This is a genomic window from Dermacoccus sp. Tok2021 (genome assembly GCF_019895135.1).
In the GTDB taxonomy this organism is placed as follows: Bacteria; Actinomycetota; Actinomycetes; order Actinomycetales; family Dermatophilaceae; genus Dermacoccus; species Dermacoccus abyssi.
On sequence record NZ_JAGTHU010000022.1, the window covers coordinates 30834 to 54887 of the forward strand.

Sequence of the window (24054 nt, forward strand, 5' to 3'; positions counted from 1 at the left end):
ACACCCCAGGGCTGAGCACCGTCTCATCCGCGGGAGGTCGCGGATAATCTGGGGCCGGGTGTAGCGTCAGAACGTGAGGTACTTCGATGTTCAATAGAAATTCTCAGACCGCGCGTCCGGTCGGAGTCGAGGCTCACGAGCGGGCTGTTTCGCGCCTGCGAGAGTCCTTCGCCGCGCTCGGCCCGGACGAGACGGTGCGCCTCGCGAAGAAGACCTCGAACCTCTTCCGTCCGCGCGAGCGCGCCACCCGCGGGCTCGACGTCGAGGGCCTCGCCGGCGTCATCAGCATCGACGCCGAAGCGCGCACGGCCGACGTCCAGGGCATGTGCACGTACGAGAACCTCGTCGACGTCACGCTTCAGCACGGCCTCATGCCGTTCGTCGTGCCGCAGCTGCGCACCATCACGCTCGGCGGTGCGGTGACGGGCCTGGGCATCGAGTCGACGTCGTTCCGCAACGGACTGCCGCACGAATCCGTCCTTGAGATGGACGTGTTCACGGGGGAGGGCACGATCGTCACGGCGACGCCGACGAACGAGCACGCCGACCTCTTCCGGGCCTTCCCGAACAGCTACGGCAGCCTCGGCTATGCGACGCGCCTGCGCATCGAGCTCGCGCCGATCGGCGACCTCGTCGAGACGCGCAACGTCCGCTTCGATTCCGCCCGGGCGATGACGGAGGCGATCGAGCGCATCGTCGCGGACGAGGTGTGGGAGGGCGAGCGCGTCGACGGCCTCGACGGCATGATCGTCTCGCCGGGCGAGTGCTACCTCGTCCTCGCGAACTTCTTCCCCGACGTTCGCCGTCACCCGAGCGATTACACCGGTCAGCGCATCTTCTACCGCAGCATCGAAGAGCTGGACCGCGACACCCTCACGGCGCACGACTACATCTGGCGCTGGGACACGGACTGGTTCTGGTGCTCCAACGCGTTCGGTGTGCAGAACCCGACGGTCCGCCGGCTGTGGCCGAGCAAGTACCGCCGCAGCGACGTATTCCACCGCATTGTCGGCTTCGAGAACCGCTACGGCGTGGCCGCGAAGATCGACTCGATGCGCGGCGAGCTACCGCGTGAGCGCGTCGTCCAGGACGTCGAGGTGCCGCTCGAGGAACTCGTGAACTTCATGCCGTGGTTCGACGAGCACGTCGGCATGACGCCGGTGTGGGTCTGCCCGCTGCGGTTGCGCGGCGATCAGGCGTGGCCCCTGTACCGGCTCGAGCCGAACCGCACCTACGTCAATGTCGGGTTCTGGGGCACGGTGGCCATCGAGCCCGGCCGCGCGGACGGCGACGTCAACCGCGACATCGAGGCCGTGCTGCCCACGATGGGCGGTCACAAGTCGCTGTACTCCGACGTCTACTACGACGCTCAGACCTTCGAAGACCTCTACGGCGCGGACGAATACCGCCGTATGAAGTCGATGTACGACCCCTCGGGACGACTGCCCGAATTCGCAGACAAGGTAAGGACCCACGCATGACCACGCCGACCGGCGCACCCCTCGTTCAGCAGGCCGTCACCGCGGTGCTCGAGGAGCCGCTGCCGATGCGCCTCACCGCGTACGACGGCACCGACGTCGGGCCGAAGGACGCTGCGATCCAGCTGCGGATCGAGAACGAGGAGGGGCTGCGTTACCTCCTCACAGCGCCCGGCGACCTGGGGCTCGCTCGCGCGTACCTCACGGGAACGCTGACGGGGACGGGCTTCTCCGAGGGCGACCCGTACGAGGTGTTCAGCCTCATCAAGCGCGATCTGCGCGTGAAGGATCTGGGCAAGCGTGACGCGGCGTCGGTGCTGGCGCCGATCGTCAAGGCGCTGGGGACGAAGGCGCTCAAGCACCCGCCGTTGCCGGAGATCGAGAGCCAGCCGCGCTGGAAGCGTCACCTCGCGAAGGTGAACCCGATGTCGCGGGCGGCCGATTCGATCAGCTACCACTACGACGTCTCGAACGCGTTCTACGAGAAGGTGCTCGGCCCGTCGATGGCGTACACGTGTGCCGTCTACGACGCGGCGACGGATTCGCTGGAGGAGGCGCAGGAGCGAAAGTTCGCGCTCGTGGCGGACAAGCTCGACCTGCAGCCGGGCGATCGGTTGCTCGACGTCGGCTGCGGCTGGGGCGGCATGGCGATCCACGCGGCGCGCGAGCGTGGCGTGAGTGTGCTCGGTGTGACGCTGAGCCGCGAGCAGGCGGAGTGGGGCCAGCGCGCGGTGCGCGAGGCGGGCCTTGAGCACCTCGTCGAGATTCGCCACAGCGACTACCGCGACGTGACGGAGACGGGCTTCGACAAGGTGAGCTCGATCGGCCTGACGGAGCACATCGGCGTGAAGAACTACCACGACTACTTCACGTTCCTGCACTCGAAGCTGCGTGACGGCGGGCGTCTGCTCAACCACTGCATCACGCGTCGTGACGACACGGCGTCGGCGCGCCCGGAGCCGTTCACGGACCGCTACGTGTTCCCCGACGGTGAACTGGCCTCGCCGGGGCGCCTCATCGCGGAGTGCCACGACGCCGGGTTCGAGGTGCAGCACGACGAGAACCTGCGCCTGTCGTACGCGCACACGCTGGCCGCGTGGTGCCGCAACCTCGAGGCGAACTGGGAGTTCTGCGTCGGCGAGGCCGGCCTGCCGACCGCGCGCGTGTGGGGCATCTACATGGCCGGCTCGCGCCTCGGGTTCGAGGAGGGTTGGCTGCACCTGCACCAGGTGCTCGCCACGAAGACCACCGAGAACGGCGACAACGGGGGCTACCCGCTGGGCTCGCACTGGAGGGCCTGAAACGGGCGCGGCGCTGGTCGGACGCCCGTTGACGTTCGACCAGCGCTACTGTTCGGAACGCCTCAGCGGCGCGGGAATCCCGCGGCCTTCAGAGCTGCGGCGATGAGGGCCGGCTGACCGAAGAGACGCGCCAGACGCTTGGCGTCGCTGTCCAGACCGAAGGCGTCGTGACGCTCCGCGTACTGGCTGATGTTGCCAGGGAAGATCGCCGCGTAGAACGCGGCCAGCGCCGCGCCCACGAGCGCCCTCCGCTGCGGAAGTGCCAGCAGTGCGGCGCCGAACGCGATCTCCACGACGCCGGAAGCCAGCACGACGGCGTCCTTGTCGATCGGGAACCAGTCGGGCACCTGCGCCTGGAAGTCGTCGCGCGCGAATGTGAGGTGCGACGTGCCGGCGAACGACATCATGGCGCCCAGACCGAGACGGGCCCAGTTCTGCGGGCCGGACGGCGGCGTAGGCGCGGGCTCGGCCAGAGAACGGATGGACTCGGTGAGTCGAGATATACCGGACATTCTGTGATCCTTCCGTGGGGACGATGCGATGGAGTGCTTGAGGAAACACACCAGGTCGCGGTCGGCGGCTGCGACTGCTCCCTGGCCTGGGCGGGGGAGCGGTGCCGTTTTCATGAGGTCCAGCGCTTGTCATGCCCCCGACCTCACGGAAACACGACGATCAGGCGCGCTTCACCCGCACCCGGGCGCCGCTACCGGGCAGCGTCGGCAACTGGGTCCACTTGAAGTCGAGGCCCTTCGGATCGATCTCCACACCCGGGGTGCACAGCCCGGCAACCGTCACCGACAGCGCGGTCACCGCGATCTTCTCGCCGGGGCAGCGGTGCCCGGTGGCGACGTCGCCACCGCCCTGAGGGATGAAGCTCTGGATCTTCTCCGCGTCGACACCGGTGAAGCGTTCGGGGCGGAACTCCTCGGGCGAGTCCCACTCGTGCGGGTCGTTGTTCGTGCCGAGGATGTCGATGAGCACGCGCTGGCCGCGACGGATCTTCTGGCCTCCCCATTCGAAGGAGTCACGGGCGAAGGCCGGCAGCATCGGCACGAACGGGGAGACGCGGCGCACCTCCTGGGCGAAGGCGACGGCCGTCGGGTTCTCCAGCAGCGTGCCGCTCGATGCCACCTCGTCGGCGATGCGCTCGCGGTACTCGGGGTGCTCGACGAGTGCGCGAGCGGCGAAGGCTGCGAAACGCGCGACGGCGATGGTCGGACGCGTCGTGTTCTGCAACTCGACCCCAGCGGTGTGCTCGTCGAGCGGTGAGCCGTCGAGGTTCGTCGCGTTCGCGACCTCGTGCAGCGCGGTGCCGGGTTCGGGCGTGATCTCACCTCGTCGGGTGCGCGCCACGAGGTCGGCCGCCCACGCGTCGCACCGACGACGGTTGATCCACGCCTCGACGTGCGCGGGGCTCTTGCGCCCGAAGCCCTCGACGATCTGGCCGAGACGCTGCGCCCACGTGTCGAGTTCCTCCTCGCTACCGGGAACGCCCGCCCACCGCAGGGCGGCACGCCCATACGTGATGACGCTTCCGTCGTAGACGGTTCCCGGCTCCTGCTCCCAGCGCGCGAGCGTCTTGCGCATCTCATCCTCGAGAATCGGCATGAAGCGGCGAACCTGAGCGTCGTCGTAGGTGATGCGCATGAGCATGGCCTTGCGGTGACGGTGCTCCTCGTCATCGAGACCGTGCACCGCGCCCTTACCGAACAGCGGCCCGCGCACCGGCAATGGCATCGCGCCGTCACGCTTCATGCGCGAGGTGTCGTAGAACAGGTCGACGCCCTCCTTGCCGCGCACGATCAGCGCGGGGCGTCCGAGCAGGCGGGTGGCGAGCGGTCGCGCGTCCCCGGGGCTACGACCCTCGGCCTTGCGCAGGCGCTCCTGGAACAGGTAGCCGTCCGCCAGAAAGGCAGCGGTCTGATCGGGCAGTTTGGACAGCAGGGCGGTCGCGTTCTTCGCAAGGCTCATCGGTGCTCCTTCATTGCCACGTCATGGTTTGTCTCCGACGCTACAGGACGGCCGGTGGCCCCGAGATCGCCTGCAGCACGGCCACCCGCCAAGGTGGGCGCGTCCTGGCGGACGGTGTGCCGGGGCGCCTTCGGCAGTGTGAACCGGTGGGGAAGGGAGCCGCCTGTGCGGGAAATGCCGCGCACATCGGGACCTTGCGACATCACGCCGCGGGCGGACGAGGCCAGGATGTGGACACTGGCTAGTCATAACCATGAGTTTGGTAACCGTGTGGGTTAACTTATGTCTGGGTCTCGAGTTCCGGCGATAAGTCTCGGCTGGCCGGACGGCAACCCTCCGCTGCGGTGGGGTGCCCCGAGTAACGACCTGGCGCGTCGCCGCCCGGCGTCTGCGCAAGCGCAACGAACAAAGAGGTTGTCATGACACTTCTCGCCACCCACGCTCCCGCCACGACGCCCGGACTGCGCATCGAGCGCCTCGGCCCGGCCCTGGGCGCCGTCATCCACGGCATCGACCTGGCGTCCATCGACGAGATCGCGGCCTTCGACATCCGCCGCGCCCTGCTCGCCCACAAGGTGCTCTTCTTCCGCGATCAGCACGGCTTCGACGACGACGCCCAGGTACGCCTCGGCAACCTCCTCGGCGACCTGACGCCCGGCCACCCCGTCGCCGGCAACCACGAGCGCAGCGAGATCTACAACATCGACTCGAGCGACCCCGAGTTCTCCTTCTCCGACGTCTGGCACACCGACGTCACCTTCATGAAGCGGCCGCCGTCCATCAGCATCCTCCGCGCCGTGACGCTCCCGCCCTACGGCGGCGACACGTCCTGGGCCGACAGCCAGGCCGCCTACGACTCCCTCTCCGCACCCTTCAAGGCGCTCGCCGACCAGCTGCTCGCCGTCCACGACGGCAACCGCGAGTGGGGCGCCTTCCTCAAGAAGAACGGCGGCCACGAGTGGGAGGGCGAGATCGTCACCGAACTGCCCGCCGTCGAACACCCCGTCGTCCGCGTCCACCCCGAGACCGGCCGCCGCGGCCTGTTCGTCAACCCCGGCTTCACCTCCCACGTCAGTGGCGTCTCCGACGCCGAGTCGCGCGCCATCCTCGACGCCCTCTACGCCCACCTCACGCAGCCCGAGCACACGATCCGTCACCGCTGGGCGCCCGGCGACGTCGGCATCTGGGACAACCGCGCCACCTCCCACTACGCCAACCGCGACTACACGAACACCCGCGTCATGCACCGCGTCACCGTGCGCGGCGACGAGCCCCGCGGCGTCGACGGCCTGCGCGCCCACTAAGCGCACCGAAAACTGATCGACGCCCCACGGTCGGGGGTGATGAGATGACCGACATGATCGAACTCATCGCCCCCGACGCCGCGCGCTACGACGACTGGTCGGCCATGCTGCGCGAGTTCCGCGACGCCACCACCGACTCGCGCGACGACCGCTGGGTGTGCGCGGGCGGCATGGACGGATCGGGCTTCTTCGCGGGCACCGACGTCGACATCACCCCCGACGGCTTCGCCGCCTACGTCGAAGACTGCGCCCGCCAGGGCAACACGATGTGGCCGCCGCACACCGGCCTCGTCCACTGCTCCTACTTCTGGATCGTCGACGACGGCGCCCTCGTCGGTCACCTCGCCCTGCGTCACGCGCTCAACGAGTTCCTCTACGAACTCGGCGGCCACATCGGCTACTCCGTGCGGCCGGCCGCTCGCGGACGCGGCATCGCGAAGGAGGCTCTGAAGCTCGGGCTCGCCGAAGCCGCCGCGCTCGACATCGCCCCCGTGCTCGTCTGCTGCGCGCAGACGAACGGCGCCTCGCGCGCCGTCATCGAGGCCTGTGGCGGGCAGCTCGAGGACGTTCGTGAAGACAGCCGCCGTTACTGGTTCGGCGACGGGCCGCGCCCCACCGGCCCCACTGCGTGACGTTCGTCCAAATTCGTGATGAAGGTGTGACCTGCGCGTGCGTTGTCAAAGCCCTGTGACCTACCCGACACCGCATAACGTGGCCCTGCTCACACTCACACGAAAAGGGAGGTCTCCGTGCCCGCGTCGAGCACCAAAACCCCCGAGCGCGACGGGAACACGCCCCCGGTCGCGGTCGACCTACCCCGCCAGATCACGGGACGTCAGAAGATCGTCATCGCCGTCGCGGCCGTCATCGCCGCCATCGGCTGGACGATGGTCGCGTTCGTCCGCGGCGAGCACGTCAACTCGATCTGGTTCGTCATGGCTGCCGTCGGCAGCTACGTCATCGGCTACATGCTGTACAGCCGCCTCATCCAGTACAAGGTCATCCGCCCGCGCGACGACCTCGCCACCCCGGCCGAGCAGTTCGAGAACGGCCAGGACTTCATGCCGACCGACCGGCGCGTGCTGTTCGGTCACCACTTCGCCGCCATCGCCGGCGCCGGCCCGCTCGTCGGCCCCGTGCTCGCCGCGCAGATGGGTTACCTGCCGGGCACGCTCTGGATCATCTTCGGTGTGATCTTCGCGGGCGCCGTGCAGGACTACATGGTGCTCGCTATCTCCACGCGCCGCGGCGGTCGCAGCCTCGGCCAGATGGCGCGCGACACGCTCGGCCCCGTCGGTGGCTGGGCGGCGATGTTCGCCGTCATGGCGATCATGATCATCCTGATCGCGGTGCTCGGCCTCGTCGTCGTCAACGCCCTTGCCGAGTCGCCCTGGGGTGTCTTCTCGCTCGCGATGACGATCCCGATCGCGCTCTTCATGGGTTGCTACTTGCGCTTCATGCGCCCGGGTGCCGTCTCCGAGGTCTCGGGCATCGGCGTCGTCCTGCTGCTCCTTGCCATCGTCGCCGGTGGCTGGGTTGCCGGCACCGACTGGGGCAAGGACCTGTTCACGCTCTCGCCGACGGCGCTCGCGTGGGCCATCATCATCTACGGTTTCGCCGCCGCCGTCCTTCCGGTGTGGCTGCTGCTCGCTCCGCGTGACTACCTGTCGACCTTCATGAAGGTCGGCACGATCGTGCTGCTCGCGCTGGGCATCGTCATCGCGCGCCCGTCCATCGACATCCCGGCCATCACGTCGTTCGGCAAGGAGGGCAACGGCCCCGTCTTCGCCGGTTCGCTGTTCCCGTTCCTGTTCATCACGATCGCCTGTGGTGCGCTCTCCGGCTTCCACGCTCTCATATCCTCGGGCACGACGCCGAAGCTGCTGCAGAAGGAGAGCCAGGCTCGCCTCATCGGCTACGGCTCGATGCTCGTGGAGTCGTTCGTCGCGATCATGGCGCTCATCGCGGCCGCCATCATCGACCACCACCTGTACTTCGTCATGAACTCGCCCGCCGGCGTCACCGGCGGTACGCCCGAGAAGGCTGCCGCGTGGGTGAACTCGCTCGGCCTCGGCGGCGACCCGACGTCGGCCACCGAGATCGCGCAGGCCGCGAAGGACGTCGGCGAGGAGTCGGTCGTCTCCCGCACGGGTGGCGCACCGACGTTCGCCTTCGGTATGTCGAACGTGTTCTCGCAGGTCATCCCCGGCGCTTCGATGAAGCAGTTCTGGTACCACTTCGCGATCATGTTCGAGGCGCTGTTCATCCTGACGACGGTCGACGCCGGTACCCGCGTCGCGCGCTTCATGCTCTCCGACACGCTCAGCAACGTCCCGGGCCTCAAGCGCTTCCGTGAGACGTCCTGGAAGGTCGGCGCCTGGATCACGACGTTCCTCGTCGTCGCCGGCTGGGGCTCCATCCTCCTCATGGGTGTCACCGACCCGCTGGGCGGCATCAACACGCTGTTCCCGCTGTTCGGTATCGCCAACCAGTTGCTCGCCGCGGTAGCGCTGACGGTCGTGGTGGTCGTCGTCGTCAAGAGCGGCCACGTGAAGTGGGCCTGGATCCCGGGCGTTCCCCTCGCGTGGGACGTCATCGTCACGATGACGGCCAGCTACCAGAAGATCTTCTCCTCCGACCCGAAGCTCGGCTACTGGGCGCAGCACAAGGCGTTCGTCGACGCCAAGGAGAAGGGCCTGACGAGCTTCAAGACGGCCAAGACGCCGGAGGCGATCGACGCGGTCATCCGCAACACGTTCATCCAGCAGTCGCTGTCGATCCTGTTCGCGGGTCTCGTTCTCATCGTCGTCATCGCCGGTGTCATCGCCGCCATCAAGGCGGTTCGTGCGGGCGAGGCCGACGACGGCGTCACCGACGAGAAGGTGCCTTCGAAGATCTTCGCCCCGGCCGGTTTCTCGGCCACGGACGACGAGAAGGCCGTGCTCGAGCAGTGGCGCGAGGCCGGTCTCGACCCGGAGGGTGCTCCCGCGGGAGGTCGCGTCCATGCCTGAGCAGACGAACACGCAGTGCCGGCTGGAGCAGGAGCAGCCGGGCGGTCTTCGTCGGGCCTTCGACTCGGTGCGGTGGTACTGGGCGTCCGTCATGGGCGACAACCACTACGAGCGCTACCTCGCGCATCACGAGCGCACTCACCCCGGTGAGGCTCCGATGACGAAGAAGGAGTACTGGCGCGAACGCACCGACGCGCAGGACACCAACCCGCGCAGCCGCTGCTGCTGAACGTCGCACAACGCCGGGCCCCGCAGAACCTCTGAGGTTCTGCGGGGCCGCGGCGTTTCCGCCTCGTTCAGATCACGCGCCAGGCCGGTCAATGAACGAGGTGACACGCGTCAGAGGGAATCTGCGGTGTGGAGCTGAACCCGAACTGCGGGGCCGGGGTCACGGGGGCCAGGACGCCGATCGGCTCTCCTTCCCACGAGCCGCTCAGCGTCGCCACGCGGCGAAGGTCCTCGGCGACGTAATACTCGTGCGCCCCGTGGCCTGCGGACCCGTGCTTCTTAACCCCCTCCACGAGGCGACGAGCCAGCGGGTTCGACAATCGTGCCGTCACAGGGTGGATGAGCGGTCCACGGACCAGGCGCAAGGGGTAGCCCAAGAGCCTGCGACGACCGAACGTAGCGCTAAGCCTCGACCGATCGGTGGCGATGACCCACTTCGAAGAGGTGCGCGCGACGTGAACGTCCGACAACGTGACCTGATCGAACTGGTACGTCTCGCAGACGTACGCTCCGACTTCTTCGTTGGGAGCGATGAGTTCGCGCGCCGTCCGGGTGGGCCACCATGATGTCGGCGAACGCGCCGAACGGGGAGCGCTGCCAGCACCCCACGACGAATCGGCGACTACACGGTGTGCCGACGCCCAGGATGTACCCGTCGAAGCGATGTCGGGCAGTAGAGTTCACGATTTTCCCTTCGGAGCCGAATGTCGACGGCTTAGGAGTGTCGGTAAATTCAGGGTATGCGCATATGGAGCCTTCACCCTGCCCAGCTGGACAGACGCGCTCTCGTGGCGGGATGGCGTGAGGGGCTGCTCGCGCAGAAGGTTCTCGCCGGAGAGACCACGGGGTACAGGAACCACCCGCAGCTGCTGAGGTTTCGTGCCACCGACGACCCGATCCGCGCCATCACGTCGTATCTTTGGCGACTCGCTGAGGAAGCGGATCGACGTGGCTACACGTTTCGTTCGGACAAGCTTTTGAGGCCCCTCGAGCCCTCCGTATCGCTGACGCTCGCGCAAGGGCAACTCGATTACGAGTGGGCCCATCTGTGCCGAAAGGTCGAGCAGCGAGACCCGCCGTGGTTCCGCGCGCACTTGGCCGCGAGCGCGCCGCGGCCGCATCCGATGTTCACGCTGATTCCCGGCCCCGTCGCCGAGTGGGAGATAGTGTGAGCGATGCCGGTAGCGGCCGCGCTCACCCAGCCGGTTCCTGAGATCCGATGATGCGGCTCAGAGTTCTCACGTATCCGGCACGAACGAGAGGCACCGCCAACCACGCGACGATGTCGGGCAGCCCGTGAACGCTGTACGTCTGATGCCAGTCGAGACGGCTCCCGCCATCGACGTCACTCAGGCGCACGGTGATTGTGCCACCGAACACTCGCCTGACCTTCACGATTCGAGCCTCCGCCGGCGGATCCCAGCGGTCGACGCGCATGACGTCGTCGATCGTCAGGGGCCCGAGGTGCGTGCGGGCGTCGAACCGTGACCCTTCTCGCAGGCCGCTCTCGTGTCCGACTTCGGTGGGCACGAGGGTCACGGTGGTGAACGGGATCACGCGTGAGTGAATCTCGAGATCCCACAGTGCGTCCCACACGGCCGACCGAGCGTGGGCCGAACTCCGTGTGATGCGAAAGCTGGGCGGACGTCTCATAGCACCTTTCGCGGTTCGAGGTGTGACGGCAAGTGCCGTCAGCGTCGGAGTGCTCGGTTCGAACGAGCCGTCGGCCGGGGGCCACGCGCACCCGGCCGACACCCGAGCATTCGGCGAGCGATAGCTCTGACGCGTGCTCGTCCGGATCTACATCTCGGTCGTCGCGCTGATGGCGGACGGGCGCTCACCGGTGACGCGGGCCTTCATGATACTCGCGAGCGCTGAGACCTTGCCGCCGGGCTGCCCCCAGAACTGGGCCGAGTCGCTGACGAAACGGATGACGCCCAGGTCCGGGTCCTCCTTGCCGCCGTCGAACCACGCCGCCACGCCGTCGTCCCACAGCTGCTCAACCTTCCGCCTGTCGTCAACGAACTCGATGCGACCAGCGACGGAGAGCCAGGAGCCGGTTTCGGCGAAGGCGAGGTTGACCTCCGGCTGGGTGCGCAGCGCCTGAGCCTGCTCGCCCTGAAGACCGATGAAGAACCAGACGTCGGCGTCTTCGGTGACCTGCTTCGGGGTCATCGGGTGGCTGTGCAGCGTTCCGTCGTCGGCGATCGAGGTCATCATGACGAAGCGCTCACCGCGCATGATCTCGACGACTTGTTCTTGCGTGATCTCGGACATGTCGGACCTTCTATCGCTGTCTCGGCGGGGGCGAACCTCCGTCGGGGCGTTACGTTGCTCTCTTGCAAAGCTAACGAGGTGCCGTCGGGTGTCACTACCTCCGGTGGGGTGGCCGCTTCACGGCTCCAGGTTGCGCCGGCGGGATCGGTCGCCGAGTGAGGTCAGCACCTTGACGAGTTGCCCGGCGGACGGCGCGAGTTCGGCACCCGGTATCGGCTTCGTGGCCCCGTCCACCGGGCCGGGAAGCAACCTGTTGACGACGCCAAGGAGGCGGGTCGTCAGCCCCGGCGCGAGGCCGTGGACGCGCGCGCCCACCTTTGCCGCGGGGGTGAGGATGACGTAGGGCTTGCCGGCGAGGACCCCGCCGACGATGGCGTGCGCGGCGCGTTGGGCATCCATGCTCACGAGGGGCAGCGATGCGGCGGGCGCGAACCAGGCGTACTCGCGCTGACGGTCACCATAGAACTCGGCGGCGGCGTGCGAACCGGTGCGCATCAGACCCGGCGCGACGACGCTGGCCGTGACGCCGCTGCCGGCGAGCGAGGCCGCCAAGCCCTCCGTGAAACCGACCGCGGCGAACTTGGCCGTCGAGTAGGCCAGCAGGTGTGGCGCGCTCAGCATGCCGCCGATCGAGGTGACGACTGCGAAGCGGCCGCGTTGCCGCTCGCGCATACGCGCGACCACGGCGTCCGCGAGGTTGACGGGCCCCCACGCCATGATGTTCATCGCGTGTTCCATGTGCCCACGCGTCGTGTTCTCGGCCGGGCCCACCTCGATGATGCCTGCCACATGGATTGCCACGTCGACCGGGCCGACGGTGGTCTCGACGTCTTCGACCGCGTCGGCAACACTGCGCGCATCGGAGGCGTCCATCACGGCCGTGTGGACGAACGTTTCTGGTACCCCTTGGCGGGTGATCCAGCGGGCCGCCGCGTCGAGCGTTTCCTGAGAGCGGGCAGCGAGCACGACCTGGTGCCCGCGCTTCGCGAGGTCGGCGGCGACGAGCAGTCCCAAGCCTCGGGAGGCTCCCACGACGAGAGCGATCGGTCGGTCGTTCATGGTTGCATCTCCGATGCTGTGAGAGCGGGCGGGGTGTCAGGACGGGGCCGGGCGGCCCAGCCCAAGACCATCGGGTGACGGCGGGTGCGCAGTGGTCAGCGGCAGTCACCGACCTCATCGGCGCCCACGTTCGATCATCACAGGCCGTCGTGACCACGCCAATGGGTCGTGGCATGGGCCACCCGAAGGTGCGGGTCAGCGGGCACAGTCGCCAATGCCGAGACCCCGCTGCCTCATCGAGCCAGACGAGACGTCAGTTCTCTAGCGGCATCCTTGACCGCTGTGGCGTACTCGGTCTCGCGGTCGCCCGCGTCCTGAGGCCACGTGACGGCGAGGCTCGCGGCAGGCAGGCCGTTGAGGTCTAGGGATGCCGCTGCCACCGTCTGGAAGCCCGGCGTCACGCGCCCGACCTCCCGCGCGTACCCGCGCTGACGCACCTGCGCGAGCTCCGAACGCAGGCCCGCCACCGTCTCCGGCTGATCCGCCCCGGAGTTGCGCTGCACGAGCTCCGCGCCGGAGGGGAACAGCGCCCGCACCTGCGCGGCCGGCAGGTGCGCGAGCATCGCCATCCCGCTCGCCGTCACGTTCGCAGGCAGGCGCACGCCGACGTCCGTCACGAGCGGTGAAATCCCGAGCGGCCGCTCCTCGATGACGTACAGCACGTCCGAGCCGTGCAGCACCCCGAGGTGCGCTGCCTGCCCCGTGCTCTCCGCCAGGCGCGTCATCACCGCGCGGGCCATGCGCTGCAACGGCTGCTGCCGCGAGTAGGCCGAGCCCAACTCGTACGCCGCGATGCCCAGCCCCCAGCGCCGCGTCTCCTCCGAGTGCGTGACGAACCCCGCGTCCTTGAGGACCCCGAGCAGCCGGTACGTGGTCGACCGTGGAAGCCCCAACTCGCGCGCCAACGTCGCGGCAGGCTGCGGCGACGGTCGCCCCGCGAGCAGCTGCAACAGGGCAATGACCTGGGCGGCGGCGGGGGCAGAACTCACGCACCAACGGTAGCCATTCGAGGGCAACTGTCTCAATCCTGGGACAGTTCGCGTCGCCCGTGTCACGCCGCGCCCGGGCTCGCACGATGCAATGGGCGCATGACTTCTGCAGCACAGCCCACCGGCAGCGTCACCGTCGGCGTCGGCCCACTCACGATCGACGACGTCGTCGCCGTCGCCCGCCACGGCGCCACCATCGAGCTGAGCGCCGACTCCGTCGCCGAAGTCGCGAAATCCCGCGCTATCATCGACGCCCTCGCGAGCGACACCATCCCGCACTACGGCATCTCGACGGGCTTCGGCGCGCTCGCGAACACGAGCATCCCGCCCGAGAAGCGGCAGAAGCTCCAGCGCAGCCTCGTCGCCTCCCACGCCGCGGGCTCCGGCGAACCCGTCGAGCGCGAGATCGTGCGCGCCCTCATGCTGCTGCGCATCTCCACCCTCGCCACCGGCCGCACCGGCATCCGCCCCGAAACCCTCGACGCGTACATCGCGATGCTCAACGCCGGCATCACGCCGCTCGTGCGCGAGTACGGCTCCCTCGGCTGCTCCGGCGACCTCGCGCCGCTCGCGCACTGCGCGCTCGCGCTCATGGGCGACGGTGAGGTGGCCACCGCCGACGGCGACGTCGTCCACGCCGCCGACGCGCTCAAGGCCGCGGGCATCGAGCCGGTCGTCCTGCAGGAGAAGGAGGGCCTGGCCCTCATCAACGGCACCGACGGCATGCTCGGCACCCTGTGCCTCGCCATCGCCGACCTGCGGATGCTCCTGTCGACCGCCGACATCGCCGCGGGCCTCTCGGTCGAGGGCCTGCTCGGCACCGACGACGTGTTCGCCGACGACCTGCAGAAGCTGCGTCCCCACCCGGGCCAGGCCAAGTCGGCCGCCAACCTGCGCAAGGTGCTCGACGCCAGCGGCATCCGCGATTCGCACCGCGACCCGCACGCCTGCACCCGCGTGCAGGACGCCTACTCGCTGCGCTGCTCGCCGCAGGTCATCGGCGCCGCCCGCGACACCCTCGATCACGTCACCACCGTCGCCGAGCGCGAGCTCGCCGCCGCCGTCGACAACCCCGTCGTCACGCTCGACGGCCGCGTGGAGTCGAACGGCAACTTCCACGGCGCCCCCGTCGCGTACGCGCTCGACTTCCTCGCCATCGTCATCGCCGACGTCGCCTCGATGAGCGAACGCCGCACCGATCGCTTCCTCGACCGCGCCCGCAACAACGGCCTCCCACCGTTCCTCGCCGACGACCCCGGCACCGACTCGGGCCTCATGATCGCCCAGTACACGGCGGCGGGCATCGTCAGCGAACTCAAGCGCCTCGCGAACCCGGCCAGCGCCGACTCGATCCCCAGCAGCGCCATGCAGGAAGACCACGTCTCCATGGGCTGGGCCGGTGCGCGTAAGCTGCGCCGCTCCGTCGACGGCCTGACGCGCGTGCTCGCCATCGAACTGCTCACCGCCACGCGCGGCATCCAGATGCGCGCCCCGCTCACGCCGGGCCCGGTCGGCGCCGCCGTCATCGAAACGCTCGACGGCGCGGGCCGCCCCGGCCCCGACCGCTACCTGTCGCCCGAGATCGAATCCGTCGTCGCCCGTGTCGCCGACGGCGACGTCCTCGCCGCCGCCACGCGCGCAGCCGGCGACTTCAACTGACCCCCAGCACGAACCGAAGGAGACCGCCATGGAGGGCGCCCGCCCCGTCCGCGCACCGCGCGGAACCGAACTCAACGCGAAGTGCTGGCAGACCGAAGCCCCGCTGCGCATGCTCATGAACAACCTCGACCCCGAGGTCGCCGAGCGCCCCGACGACCTCGTCGTCTACGGCGGCACCGGCCGCGCAGCCCGCTCCTGGGAGGCGTTCGACGCCATCGTCGAGACGCTCAAGGACCTCGAGCCGAACGAGACGCTCCTCGTGCAGTCGGGCAAGCCCGTCGGTGTCGTGACGACGAACGAGTGGGCGCCGCGCGTGCTCATCGCCAACTCCCACCTCGTGCCGGACTGGGCCACGTGGCCCGAGTTCCGCCGCCTCGAGGCCGAGGGCCTCATGATGTACGGCCAGATGACGGCCGGTTCGTGGATCTACATCGCGACGCAGGGCATCCTCCAGGGCACCTACGAGACGTTCGCCGCCGTCGCCCGCAAGCGGTTCGGTGGGACGCTCGCCGGCACCATCACGCTGACGGGCGGCTGCGGCGGCATGGGCGGGGCGCAGCCCCTCGCCGTCACGCTCAACGACGGCGTGTGCCTCATCGCCGACGTCGACCGCACGCGCCTCGAGCGCCGCGTCGCCAAGCGCTACCTCACCGAGATCGCCGACGACCTCGACGACGCCATCGCCCGCGCCAACGCCGCGAAGGCCGAGAAGCGCGGCGTCTCCATCGGCATCGTCGGCAACGCCGCCGACGTCTTCCCGCAGATGCTCGCGCGCCACCGCGCAGGCGACATCACGATCGACGTCGTCACCGACCAGACATCGGCGCACGACCCGCTGAGCTACCTGCCGTCGGAGGTCGCCGTCGAGGAGTGGCAGCGCGAGGCCGAGGGCGACCCGGTGGGCTTCACGAAGAAGTCACGCGAGTCGATGGCGGCCCACGTGCAGGCCATGGTCGAGTTCCAGGACGAGGGCGCCGAGGTCTTCGACTACGGCAACTCCATCCGCGACGAGGCCCGCACCGCTGGTTACACGCGCGCCTTCGAGTTCCCGGGCTTCGTGCCCGCCTACATCCGCCCGCTCTTCTGCGAGGGCCTCGGCCCGTTCCGCTGGGCGGCGCTCTCAGGCGACCCGCAGGACATCGCCGTCACCGACGCCGCGCTCAAGGAACTGTTCCCCGAGAACGAGCACCTGCACCGCTGGCTCGACGCCGCCGGTGAGCTCGTCGAGTTCGAGGGCCTGCCCGCGCGCATCTGTTGGCTCGGCTACGGCGAGCGTCACAAGGCCGGGCAGCTGTTCAACCGACTCGTCGCCGAGGGCAAGGTCTCCGCACCCATCGTCATCGGCCGCGACCACCTCGACTCCGGCTCCGTCGCCTCGCCGTACCGCGAGACCGAGGGCATGCTCGACGGCTCCGACGCCATCGCCGACTGGCCGCTGCTCAACGCCCTCACCGCCACGAGCTCGGGCGCCACGTGGGTGTCGCTGCACCACGGCGGCGGCGTCGGCATCGGCCGCTCGATCCACGCCGGCCAGGTCGGCGTCGCGGACGGCACCGACCTCGCCGCCGCCAAGCTCACCGCGCTGCTGACGAACGACCCCGCCATGGGCGTCTTCCGCCACGTCGACGCCGGGTACTCCCGCGCCGTCCAGGTCGCCGACGAGCGCGGGGCGCGCATTCCGATGATGCCCACCGTGCGTGACGCCAACGGCGCCGATGCCGCGCAGGCTGCCGCCACGCGAGCCGCCGCCGAGCGCACGGCGCCCAAGGCCGGCAACTGAGCGAGTGCGAGGTACTGACGTGAGCGAGACCCGCCGATTCGAGTCGCTGTGGAACGACCTGCACCCCGTGGGCCGTGACGGCGGCTCCGGCGGCTACCGGCGCTTCGCGTGGACGCGTGAGGACGCGACACTGCGCGAGTGGTTCGTCGGCGAGTGCGCCGCGCTGGGGCTCGACGTCACCGAAGATCGCGCCGGCAACCAGTGGGCGTGGTGGGGCAACCCGGACGACGCGCCCGGCGAGGGCGTCGTCACCGGCTCGCACCTCGACTCGGTGCCCGACGGCGGCGCGTTCGACGGGCCGCTCGGTGTCGTCTCCTCGCTCCTGGCCGTGAAGGCGTTGCAGGAGAGAGGATTCGCTCCGCGCAAGCCGATCGGGGTCGTCAACTTCGTCGACGAGGAAGGCGCTCGCTTCGGCGTCGCCTGCGCCGGTTCGCGCATCATCACCGGTGCGCTCGACGCCGACCGCGCCCGCTCGCTCACCGACGCCGACGGCGTCACGATGGCCGAGGCGTGGCAGCGCGCCGGGCGCGACCCGGGCACGCTCGGGCGCGATGACGAGACCCTCGCGCGGGTCGGCACCTTCGTCGAACTGCACGTCGAACAGGGCCGCGCGCTCATCGACCTCGACGACGCCCCGGTCGCCATTGGCACCGACATCTGGCCGCATGGCCGTTTCCGCGCCGACCTGCCCGGACGCGCCGACCACGCCGGCACGACGGCCCTCGGCAACCGCGACGACGCACTGCTCAAGGCGGCGCAGTTCATCGAGGCGACGCGGCGCGCGGCGGCCTCGCGTGACCGCTCGGGCGAGGGCGGCGACCGCGTCGTCGCCACCGTCGGCAAGCTCGACGTCGTGCCGGGAGGCATCAACGCCATCGCGTCGCACGTCACGGCGTGGGTGGACGCACGAGGCTCCCGGGAGGAGGACGTGCGGGCCGTCGTCGACGAGCTCGAGGAGCGCGCCAGGGCACTTGGGGGGTCCTGGCGCGCCGAGTCGTGGACGCCGACGACGCCCTTCGACGCAGGCCTGGTCGAGCGGCTCGACGCGACGCTCGGCGGCGTGCCCTTGCTCGGCACGGGCGCCGGCCACGACGCAGGCATCCTCGCCAACCACGGCGTGCCCACGGCGATGCTGTTCGTGCGCAACCCGACCGGCACATCGCACTCGCCCGAGGAGTTCGCCGAGACCGACGACTGTGTGCGCGGCGTGGAGGCCCTCGTCCGCGTTCTGGAGGACCTCGCCGGATGACGACCTACTGGGCCGAACACGCGCTCCTGCCGGAGGGTGTGGCGTACAACGTTCGCCTGACGGAATTCGAAGGGCGCTGGAGCGCAATCGAACCCGGCGTCCAGCGTGGCGACGGTGACGTCTCGTTGGGTGGGGTTGTCCTGCCCGGTTTCGCGAACTGTCACTCGCACGCGTTCCACCGCGCGCTGCGCGGACGTACCCACGGCGACGGCGGCACCTTCTGGACGTGGCGCGAGCGCATGTACGCCGTCTCGAGGCGCCTCACGCCGGAGAACTACCGCACGCTCGCGCGCGCCGTCTTCGCCGAGATGATCATGGCCGGTATGACGAGCGTCGGCGAGTTCCACTACGTCCACCACCGCCCCGGCGGCGCGGCGTACGACGACCCGAACGCGATGGGCGAAGCGCTGCGTGAGGCCGCCCGGGAGGCCGGTATCCGCCTCACGCTCCTCGACACCTGCTACCTCCACGGTGGGCTCACCGCCGACGGTCACACGCCGCTGAACGACGACCAGCAGCGCTTCAGCGACGGTTCCGCTGCTGCCTGGGCCGCGCGCCACGCCCTGCTCGCCGACGACGAAACGACGCGCATCGGCGCAGCCATCCACTCCGTCCGGGCCGTCGCCCGCGACGAGATCGGTGACGTGCTCGCGGTGAGCGACGGCCAGCCGGTGCACGCGCACGTGTCCGAGCAGCCTGCGGAGAACGAGGCGTGCGAGGCGTTCTACGGGCGCTCGCCGGTGGCGCTGCTCGACGACGCAGGCGCGCTGACCTCCCGGTTCTCGGCCGTCCACGCCACGCACCTGAGCGACGACGACATCGCGCTGCTCGCCGACGCGAACGCCGTCGCGTGCTTCTGCCCGACGACCGAGCGTGACCTCGCCGACGGCATCGGCCCCGCCCGCGCGCTCGCCGATGCCGGGGTGCGCGTCAGCCTCGGCAGCGACCAGCACGCGGTCGTCGACACGTTCGAGGACGCCCGCGCGCTCGAGATGCACGAGCGCCTCGTGACGAACGACCGCGGCCGCTTCAGCCCCGAGGAGTTGCTCGACGCGGCCACGCGTCACGACACGATCGGGTGGCCGGACGCCGGACGCCTCGAGGTCGGAATGCGCGCGGACGTCGTTGCCGTGCGCCTCGATTCGCGCCGCACCGCCGGGTGCCTGCCCGAGCAGGTGCTGCTCGCGGCCACCGCCGAGGACATCACGGACGTCGTCGCGGACGGCGCCCACGTCGTCACAGCAGGTCGTCACCGCCTCGGTGACGTCGGGGCCCTGCTCACCGAAGCCATCACCACACTCTGGGAGGACGCATGAGCACGACGCTCGTCACGAACATCGGGGAACTCGTCACGAACGATCCCGCGCGGAACGGGGGTGGCGCGGCGCTTCGGGGAGAGGAGCGCATCGCGCTCCTGCGTGACGCCGCGCTCGTCATCGACGGTGAACACATCGCGTGGGTGGGCGCTGCCTCCGACGCCCCGGACGCCGACCGCTGCCTCGACATGGAGGGGGCCGCCGTCATCCCCGCGTTCGTCGACTCGCACAACCACCTCGTCTTCGACGGCGACCGCTCGGCCGAGTTCGCCGCGCGCATGACGGGGGAGGCCTACGACGGCGGCGGCATTGCGAACACGGTGCGCCCCACACGCCAGGCGTCCGACGAGCGTCTGCGCGAACTGGTCGCCGCCCGCGTAGAGCAAGCACGGGCGCAGGGCACCGGGCTCGTGGAGATCAAGTCGGGCTACGGGCTGTCGGTCGACGACGAGGCGCGGGCGCTGCGCATCGCGGGGGAGTTCACCGACGAAGTGACCTACCTCGGCGCCCACGTCGTGCCGAGCGACACGGATCGGCGCGAGTACGTCGACCTCGTCACCGGCGCGATGCTCGAAGCGTGCGCCCCGCTCGCGCGCTGGATCGACGTGTTCTGCGAGCCGCACAGCGCGCACGCGTTCGACGGCGACGAGACGCGCGAGATCCTTGCTGCCGGCGTGGCTGCGGGCCTCATGCCGCGCCTTCACGCGGGGCAGCTCGGGGAGGGACCCGGTGTGCAGCTGGCCGTCGAGTTCGACGCGGCCAGCGTCGACCACTGCACGTTCTTGTCGACGGAGGACGTTGCGGCACTGGCCGGTTCGTCGACCGTTGCGACCCTCTTGCCGGGTGTCGAGTTCTCCACCCGTCAGCCGTTCCCGAGCGGGCGCGACCTCCTCGACGCCGGAGTCGAGGTGGCGCTCGCGACCGACTGCAACCCGGGCACGTGCTTCTCGAACTCGATGCCGTTCATGATCGCGCTCGCCGTGCGCGAGATGGGCATGACGCCCGCGGAGGCGTTGTGGGCCGCGACGGCCGGGGGCGCTGCAGCGCTGCGGCGCGACGACGTCGGCGTCATCCGAGTCGGTGCGCGCGCCGATTTGGCGATGCTCGACGCCCCGAGCTACCTGCACATCGCCTACCGCCCGGGTGTGCCGATCGTCAGCTCGCTCGCGGCCTGAGGTTCACCCGACTACGTGCTCGACTTCTTCGCTTTCGCGGGCAGGCCCTTGAAGTCCTGGCCGAACGGCCCGGGCAGGCGGCTGCGCAGGTCGGAGAGCTTGGAGTCCTTCGGGTCGGCGATGCGCACGACGAGTGCGTCGGAGTCGATCCACATGCTGACGTCGCGGGCCTGACCGATGACGTCTCCGTCGAGCTCGACGGCGCGCTCGCGGCCCATGGCGCGGGCCTCGACGCGGCGCGCACGCACCCGCTCCACGCGGTTCGTGTTGCGGCGCGACTTGGTGAGGATCTGGCGCGTCAGCGCGCCCCACTGCAGCGGGCCGTCGGCCGAAAGCCAGACGGCATCGAACCATCCGTCGTTGCCCGTGGCGTCGGGCATGAGCTTGACCCCGCCGGTGAGGCGGCCGAAGTTGCCGACGAGCAGCGTCGTCGTCTTCTTCGTGCGCGGGGCGCCGTCGTCGAAGCTGGCGAGCATGCGCTCGGGGCGCTCGGTGAAGTACTTGATGCCGGCGAGGGGGTAGGCCATCCAACCGACGCGCTTCTTGAGGCCTTCGCTCGTCGAATCCATGATGTCGCCGTCGAGACCGAACCCGGCCATGATGAGGAACGTGTCGTTCTTGGCCGAGCCGTCGTCGAACGTGGCGTGCACGCGGCCGACGTCGATACGCGTGTCGTGACCGACGAGGGAGCGTGCGAAGTTCTGCGCGGCCGAGCCGTCGACGGAGACGCCGAGGTTGCGCGCGAGGAGGTTGCCCGTGCCCTGCGGCATGAGGCCGAGCGGGATGTCCGTGCCGGTGAGCGCGGAGCCGACCAGACGGACCGTGCCGTCGCCGCCCGCGGCGAAAACGATGTCGCAGCCCGCGCTGACGGCCTGATGAGCCTGGCCGACGCCGGGATCCTCGAGCGTCGTCTCGAGCCAGAGCGGTTCGTCCCAGCCGGCCTCCTTGGCGGCCTTGGTGCACTCGCGGCGCAGCTTGTCCTGGTCGTCGACCTTGGTGGGGTTGACGACGATGCCGGCGCGCTTGCGGGCGCCCTGCGAGGGTGAGGAGTTCGGCACCTCACGACTGTATCGGTCAGCGAGCGTCGGCGTCCGGGCGACGGTTGGTTGCCGACGTGAGCATCCCTCGCCGTGGGAGCGAGATACCCCCGGCGGGAGCGTTTCAGCGCTCCCGTCGGCACGATCGACGCCCGTCGCGGTTCTGCGCTCGTCCAGGCGTCTCCCGGCACCCGGTTGCCCCTACCCGATAGCCTTACCTCGTGATCGACATCAAGCTTCTGCGCGATAACCCTGACGCCGTCCGCGCGAGCCAACGTGCTCGCGGCGCCGACGAGAGCGTCGTCGACCAGATTCTCGAACTCGACTCGACGCGTCGTTCGTCCCTCGGCGAGTTCGAGAAGGTGCGTGCCGAGCAGAAGCAGGTCTCCAAGAGCGTCGGTGCCGCGATGGGCGCGCTCAACAAGGCGAAGAAGTCGGGTGACGACGCCGAGGTCGCGCGTCTGCAGGCCGACGCCGACAAGGCCCGCGAGGACGCCACCGCGCTGAGCACCCGCGTCAAGGAGCTCGAGGCCACCGCCGACGAGGCCGGCGCCAAGTTCGACGAGCTCATGCGCACCGTCCCCAACGTCGTCCTCGACGGCGTGCCCGCCGGCGGCGAGGACGACTTCGTCACCGTCAAGACGGTCGGCGAGCCGGCCGCGTTCGACTTCGAGCCGAAGGATCACCTCGAGATCGGCGAGAAGATCGGCGCCATCGACATGGAGCGCGGCACGAAGGTGTCGGGTTCGCGCTTCTACTTCCTCAAGGGTGTCGGCGCTCGCCTCGAGCTGGCGCTGCTGCAGATGGCACTCGACCAGGCCATCGCCAACGACTTCACGCCCATGATCACGCCGACGCTCGTGCGCCCCGAGACCATGCAGGGCACGGGCTTCGACGTCAAGCACGACGCCGAGATCTACCGCGTGCAGGAGGAGGACGACCTCTACCTCGTCGGCACCTCCGAGGTGGCCCTCGCCGGCTACCACGCGAACGAGATCATCGACGTGACGGAGCCGGTGCGCTACGCCGGATGGTCGAGCTGCTACCGCCGCGAGGCCGGCTCGTACGGCAAGGACACGCGCGGCATCATTCGCGTGCACCAATTCAACAAGGTCGAGATGTTCACCTACTGCAAGGTCGAGGACGCCGAGGCCGAGCACGCCAAGATGCTCGCCTGGGAAGAGGAGATGCTGGCCAAGTGCGAGCTCTCCTACCGCGTCATCGACACGGCCGCAGGTGATCTCGGCACGTCCGCTGCGCGCAAGTTCGACTGCGAGGCGTGGGTGCCCACTCAGGGCACGTACCGCGAGCTGACGTCGACGTCGAACTGCACGACGTTCCAGGCGCGCCGTCTCAACGTTCGTGAGCGAGGCGAGGGCGCCACCCGCGCCGTCGCGACGCTCAACGGCACGCTCGCGACGACTCGCTGGCTCGTCGCCATCCTCGAGACCCACCAGCAGGCGGACGGTTCCGTGCGCGTGCCCGAGGCGCTGCGCAAGTACATGGGTGGCCTCGAGGTGCTGCCCGTCATCGCCTGACCTGGTTGCCTGACGCGCCGATCCGCGCGCGAGTGCCCGCATCGTCATGAGGACGGTGCGGGCACTCGCGCGTTCTTTGCGCACCCCGTTGATTCAGCCCCCGACCTACGCCACCCTGACCGCGTCGATTCGTGCCGGCTTCAGTGCGGAGCATCTTCCGGGTAACGCCGCTGCTCACCTACCGGCGTGACGAAGCCCTGAACCTGCACGAAGGCGGTGCCTCGCCAGCTGTCGGCCCAGCGTCGCCAGTCATCGGTGAGGACGGGCACCGTCACGAGGTTTCGCGTGTCATCGCAATCCGTGAGCTGTCCAAGGCTCGGCATCCCGCTGGCTGCTTCCTCGTCGAGTGACCGGGCTATCGCTGTGGTGGTCTCGTGGGGAATACGCGCTCCGACCGGGTTCTTTCCCGCCACGAAGGATGCTTCGCGCCAGCCGTCGACGATGATCGACCGGCCCGTCCAGATTCCCGTGACCTCGATGCTGTCGTTCGAGGTCCCAGGAAAACCTGCCACATGCGCAGGGACGTCAAGGTCGACAGCGCCGAGAGAGCGCCAGTCATGCCCCAACACGCGGGCCGGTAGCCCTGCGTTCAACGTAAGCCGCCCCAGCGTGGCGTAGGTGCACCCTGTGGCGATCACGGGGGTTCCAGGTGTCAGCGACTCGTAGAGGGGGAGCTGAGAGT

Annotated in this window: 21 protein-coding genes and 1 riboswitch; of the genes, 13 read left to right on the forward strand and 8 right to left on the reverse strand. The window is 69.4% G+C overall.

The genetic code is table 11. The features are described 5' to 3' along the window. The first annotated feature begins 86 nt into the window (after positions 1-86). Positions 87-1481, forward strand: coding sequence for an FAD-binding oxidoreductase (locus K9D12_RS12215; RefSeq protein ID WP_223060364.1), 1395 nt, complete (start codon positions 87-89; stop codon positions 1479-1481). After that, positions 1478-2779: a cyclopropane-fatty-acyl-phospholipid synthase family protein gene (locus tag K9D12_RS12220; RefSeq protein WP_223060365.1), complete on the forward strand. Its 1302-nt coding sequence runs from the start codon at positions 1478-1480 to the stop codon at positions 2777-2779. The genes K9D12_RS12215 and K9D12_RS12220 overlap by 4 nt, the downstream gene beginning before the upstream one ends. 62 nt (positions 2780-2841) lie before the next feature. On the opposite strand, the gene K9D12_RS12225 is transcribed toward K9D12_RS12220, so the two are convergent. Both K9D12_RS12225 and K9D12_RS12230 read right to left on the reverse strand, forming a co-directional pair. Next, entirely contained in the window at positions 2842-3291 is a 450-nt protein-coding gene (locus K9D12_RS12225; protein WP_225911238.1) for a hypothetical protein, read from the reverse strand. Between the two features lie 160 nt (positions 3292-3451). After that, on the reverse strand, positions 3452-4750 hold the full coding sequence (locus tag K9D12_RS12230; protein ID WP_223060366.1) for a cytochrome P450: 1299 nt from the start codon (positions 4748-4750) through the stop codon (positions 3452-3454). Between the two features lie 289 nt (positions 4751-5039). Next, a riboswitch (SAM riboswitch) is annotated at positions 5040-5155 on the forward strand. A gap of 14 nt (positions 5156-5169) precedes the next feature. On the opposite strand from K9D12_RS12230, the gene K9D12_RS12235 reads away from it, so the two are divergent. The 5 genes from K9D12_RS12235 (at position 5170) to K9D12_RS12255 (ending at position 10465) form a co-directional block, all read left to right on the forward strand. Continuing rightward, the gene (locus tag K9D12_RS12235; protein WP_223060367.1) at positions 5170-6054 is read left to right on the forward strand and encodes a TauD/TfdA family dioxygenase; all 885 of its coding nucleotides are present in this window, start codon (positions 5170-5172) and stop codon (positions 6052-6054) included. 44 nt (positions 6055-6098) lie between these two features. After that, positions 6099-6686: a GNAT family N-acetyltransferase gene (locus tag K9D12_RS12240; RefSeq protein ID WP_225911239.1), complete on the forward strand. Its 588-nt coding sequence runs from the start codon at positions 6099-6101 to the stop codon at positions 6684-6686. 117 nt (positions 6687-6803) lie between these two features. After that, positions 6804-9065: a carbon starvation CstA family protein gene (locus tag K9D12_RS12245; protein WP_223060368.1), complete on the forward strand. Its 2262-nt coding sequence runs from the start codon at positions 6804-6806 to the stop codon at positions 9063-9065. Then, positions 9058-9294: a YbdD/YjiX family protein gene (locus K9D12_RS12250; RefSeq protein ID WP_047311175.1), complete on the forward strand. Its 237-nt coding sequence runs from the start codon at positions 9058-9060 to the stop codon at positions 9292-9294. Before K9D12_RS12245 ends, K9D12_RS12250 begins: the two co-directional genes overlap by 8 nt. Before the next feature lie 739 nt (positions 9295-10033). Next, complete coding sequence (locus K9D12_RS12255; RefSeq protein ID WP_047310698.1) at positions 10034-10465, forward strand: pyrimidine dimer DNA glycosylase/endonuclease V; 432 nt, start codon at positions 10034-10036, stop codon at positions 10463-10465. A 22-nt stretch (positions 10466-10487) separates the two neighbouring features. Here K9D12_RS12255 and K9D12_RS12260 read toward each other — a convergent pair whose 3' ends face one another. The 4 genes from K9D12_RS12260 to K9D12_RS12275 form a co-directional block, all read right to left on the reverse strand. Beyond that, a complete protein-coding gene (locus tag K9D12_RS12260; protein ID WP_223060369.1) occupies positions 10488-10823 on the reverse strand; it encodes a hypothetical protein in 336 nt (111 codons plus the stop codon). 270 nt (positions 10824-11093) lie between these two features. Then, positions 11094-11570: a pyridoxamine 5'-phosphate oxidase family protein gene (locus K9D12_RS12265; RefSeq protein WP_047310697.1), complete on the reverse strand. Its 477-nt coding sequence runs from the start codon at positions 11568-11570 to the stop codon at positions 11094-11096. Between the two features lie 117 nt (positions 11571-11687). Continuing rightward, a complete protein-coding gene (locus K9D12_RS12270) occupies positions 11688-12629 on the reverse strand; it encodes an SDR family oxidoreductase (RefSeq protein WP_047310696.1) in 942 nt (313 codons plus the stop codon). 233 nt (positions 12630-12862) lie between these two features. Further along, positions 12863-13618: an IclR family transcriptional regulator gene (locus tag K9D12_RS12275; protein WP_223060370.1), complete on the reverse strand. Its 756-nt coding sequence runs from the start codon at positions 13616-13618 to the stop codon at positions 12863-12865. A gap of 99 nt (positions 13619-13717) precedes the next feature. Here K9D12_RS12275 and hutH point away from each other — a divergent pair, with 99 nt between their 5' ends. From hutH to hutI, 5 genes are read left to right on the forward strand one after another with little or no spacing between them, the layout of a single operon-like run. After that, positions 13718-15277 (forward strand): histidine ammonia-lyase, encoded by a 1560-nt coding sequence (hutH, locus tag K9D12_RS12280; RefSeq protein WP_223060371.1) that lies wholly within the window; start codon positions 13718-13720, stop codon positions 15275-15277. Positions 15278-15305: 28 nt separating this feature from the next. After that, positions 15306-17057 carry a urocanate hydratase gene (gene hutU, locus K9D12_RS12285; protein WP_223060372.1) on the forward strand — a complete coding sequence of 584 codons (1752 nt, stop codon included), beginning with the start codon at positions 15306-15308 and terminating at the stop codon, positions 17055-17057. Between the two features lie 19 nt (positions 17058-17076). After that, on the forward strand, positions 17077-18306 hold the full coding sequence (locus K9D12_RS12290; RefSeq protein ID WP_370633511.1) for an allantoate amidohydrolase: 1230 nt from the start codon (positions 17077-17079) through the stop codon (positions 18304-18306). Next, positions 18303-19622 (forward strand): formimidoylglutamate deiminase, encoded by a 1320-nt coding sequence (locus tag K9D12_RS12295; RefSeq protein WP_223060373.1) that lies wholly within the window; start codon positions 18303-18305, stop codon positions 19620-19622. The genes K9D12_RS12290 and K9D12_RS12295 overlap by 4 nt, the downstream gene beginning before the upstream one ends. Beyond that, positions 19619-20797 carry an imidazolonepropionase gene (hutI, locus tag K9D12_RS12300; RefSeq protein ID WP_223060374.1) on the forward strand — a complete coding sequence of 393 codons (1179 nt, stop codon included), beginning with the start codon at positions 19619-19621 and terminating at the stop codon, positions 20795-20797. The genes K9D12_RS12295 and hutI overlap by 4 nt, the downstream gene beginning before the upstream one ends. Positions 20798-20808: 11 nt before the next feature. Here hutI and K9D12_RS12305 read toward each other — a convergent pair whose 3' ends face one another. Further along, positions 20809-21855, reverse strand: coding sequence for a diacylglycerol kinase family protein (locus K9D12_RS12305; protein ID WP_165357959.1), 1047 nt, complete (start codon positions 21853-21855; stop codon positions 20809-20811). Positions 21856-22055: 200 nt separating this feature from the next. Here K9D12_RS12305 and serS point away from each other — a divergent pair, with 200 nt between their 5' ends. Further along, on the forward strand, positions 22056-23372 hold the full coding sequence (gene serS / locus K9D12_RS12310) for a serine--tRNA ligase (RefSeq protein ID WP_223060375.1): 1317 nt from the start codon (positions 22056-22058) through the stop codon (positions 23370-23372). A 140-nt stretch (positions 23373-23512) separates the two neighbouring features. Here the strand turns inward: serS and K9D12_RS12315 are convergent. Then, the coding region (locus K9D12_RS12315; protein ID WP_223060376.1) for a hypothetical protein at positions 23513-24054 on the reverse strand (542 nt) is incomplete at its 5' end.

Excerpts from the sequence above, each read along its gene's own strand:
- K9D12_RS12265 (WP_047310697.1), bottom strand. The coding sequence starts at position 11,570 with ATGTCCGAGATCACGCAAGAACAAGTCGTCGAGATCATGCGCGGTGAG.
- K9D12_RS12225 (WP_225911238.1), bottom strand. The coding sequence starts at position 3,291 with ATGTCCGGTATATCTCGACTCACCGAGTCCATCCGTTCTCTGGCCGAG.
- K9D12_RS12230 (WP_223060366.1), bottom strand. The coding sequence starts at position 4,750 with ATGAGCCTTGCGAAGAACGCGACCGCCCTGCTGTCCAAACTGCCCGAT.
- K9D12_RS12270 (WP_047310696.1), bottom strand. The coding sequence starts at position 12,629 with ATGAACGACCGACCGATCGCTCTCGTCGTGGGAGCCTCCCGAGGCTTG.
- K9D12_RS12235 (WP_223060367.1), top strand. The coding sequence starts at position 5,170 with ATGACACTTCTCGCCACCCACGCTCCCGCCACGACGCCCGGACTGCGC.
- K9D12_RS12250 (WP_047311175.1), top strand. The coding sequence starts at position 9,058 with ATGCCTGAGCAGACGAACACGCAGTGCCGGCTGGAGCAGGAGCAGCCG.
- K9D12_RS12255 (WP_047310698.1), top strand. The coding sequence starts at position 10,034 with ATGCGCATATGGAGCCTTCACCCTGCCCAGCTGGACAGACGCGCTCTC.
- hutU (WP_223060372.1), top strand. The coding sequence starts at position 15,306 with ATGGAGGGCGCCCGCCCCGTCCGCGCACCGCGCGGAACCGAACTCAAC.
- K9D12_RS12295 (WP_223060373.1), top strand. The coding sequence starts at position 18,303 with ATGACGACCTACTGGGCCGAACACGCGCTCCTGCCGGAGGGTGTGGCG.
- hutH (WP_223060371.1), top strand. The coding sequence starts at position 13,718 with ATGACTTCTGCAGCACAGCCCACCGGCAGCGTCACCGTCGGCGTCGGC.
- K9D12_RS12220 (WP_223060365.1), top strand. The coding sequence starts at position 1,478 with ATGACCACGCCGACCGGCGCACCCCTCGTTCAGCAGGCCGTCACCGCG.
- K9D12_RS12215 (WP_223060364.1), top strand. The coding sequence starts at position 87 with ATGTTCAATAGAAATTCTCAGACCGCGCGTCCGGTCGGAGTCGAGGCT.
- hutI (WP_223060374.1), top strand. The coding sequence starts at position 19,619 with ATGAGCACGACGCTCGTCACGAACATCGGGGAACTCGTCACGAACGAT.
- K9D12_RS12240 (WP_225911239.1), top strand. The coding sequence starts at position 6,099 with ATGACCGACATGATCGAACTCATCGCCCCCGACGCCGCGCGCTACGAC.